Annotated in this window: 2 protein-coding genes; both read right to left on the bottom strand. The window is 39.6% G+C overall.

Annotation, left to right across the window (positions count from 1 at the left end; genetic code table 11):
* Positions 1–823, bottom strand: an 823-nt coding sequence (locus tag BZG20_RS15835) for a hypothetical protein (protein ID WP_077579605.1), incomplete at its 3' end; no start/stop codon positions are given.
* A gap of 1 nt (position 824) precedes the next feature.
* Entirely contained in the window at positions 825–1,115 is a 291-nt protein-coding gene (locus BZG20_RS15970; protein ID WP_131825366.1) for a hypothetical protein, read from the bottom strand.
* Between the last annotated feature and the right edge of the window lie 189 nt (positions 1,116–1,304).

Below are 1,304 nucleotides of genomic sequence, written 5' to 3'. Positions count from 1 at the left end.
CATAATGGCTATTCATAGAGTTAGCAACCATACAGTAGAAGAATGAGACTTTCGAAGATAAACTATCTTTATCGCCTACTCCATTATCTCGCATTAACGGAATAAAAATTACACTTTTAAATACAAATGCATAGTAGTCACCTCTTTCTATTCCATACTCTATCCATTTTAAAGCCTCATCAATGCGATTTCTTTTTTTATATATAAAGGCCGCTTGATATGCCCCATAAAGGTTCCCATCCTTAGCTATTTTTTCCAAATATTTTGGGCGGGTATCTTCATTAAGATCAGACCAAATCCTGTCATCAAAGAAAAAGGTATAGCCTTTGTTTTTATATAACTTACTCGCTAACTGCTCATATCGATAATCCCGATAAAATGGAATATACTGCCACCAACTAGGGTCATGATATAAAAGGGCATACATTGCCTTTCCATCACCTTCTTCGGCGAGTTTCTCCCAACCTTCTATTGCTTTATCAACCCATTTCTCGTCACACGGCCAGCCAAGATAATTACAATATGAGGTAGTCACCTTTGGCATATGGGTACCTGCAAGTGTCGCCATCGCCCAAGGGTTACCACCTTCAGCTACCTTTAGTAAGTTAGAACCTACATACAGTGTTTCGGCAGTCTTGAACTGGGTATACGCCAACCAGTAGGCTGCATTAGCATCGCCATGTTCAGCTAACGGTTTAAATATCTCACGGGCCTTTTTAAACTGACCTTGATTTAATACTTCAATTCCTTTCTCCAACGTTTCCGCACAAGATAGGAATGGAAAAACACAAGCAGACATTGCTAGAAATTTTAACAACTTCACATTAACCACCAATGATTTTCTGGAACCTTTTATTTTTTAGTTCATTTATTTTTGACTTATCATTTACATGAGCAACTTCGTATTCAATCACTTCCTGGTAGGCGGGAAGATAAATAACCTTCTTGTAAGGAACCCAAGGTCTCATAGCATCAAGACGTTCGCTACAAAGGGGCATTTTTTTCGCCTCTAACGCTCGCTTCTCCTTATCTCGAATAAGATGAAAAGGAAGCAGTGCAATTTGCGTCAGGGTAAGCTGATAAGGAATGCTACCGCCCAGTGAGTGTTGTAGCACTCACTGGGCGGTAAATATTTAGACTACACACTCAACACTTGGAAGAAGCTTTACACTTAAAACGAAATATTGGTCTTAGCCAAACAGAAAATCGTCCTCTGGCGCAAGTGCTCTAGGTAGAGGAAAACGCCAGATCATTTTCGCGGTGCTGGACACAGTATTTTGACTATTACCGTAGACAAAGAGATA

The organism is Salinivibrio sp. IB868 (assembly GCF_001995655.1).
Taxonomy (GTDB): domain Bacteria; phylum Pseudomonadota; class Gammaproteobacteria; order Enterobacterales; family Vibrionaceae; genus Salinivibrio; species Salinivibrio siamensis.
The sequence above is the reverse complement of the archived record's forward strand: the minus strand, read 5'-3'. Positions and strand labels throughout refer to the sequence as shown.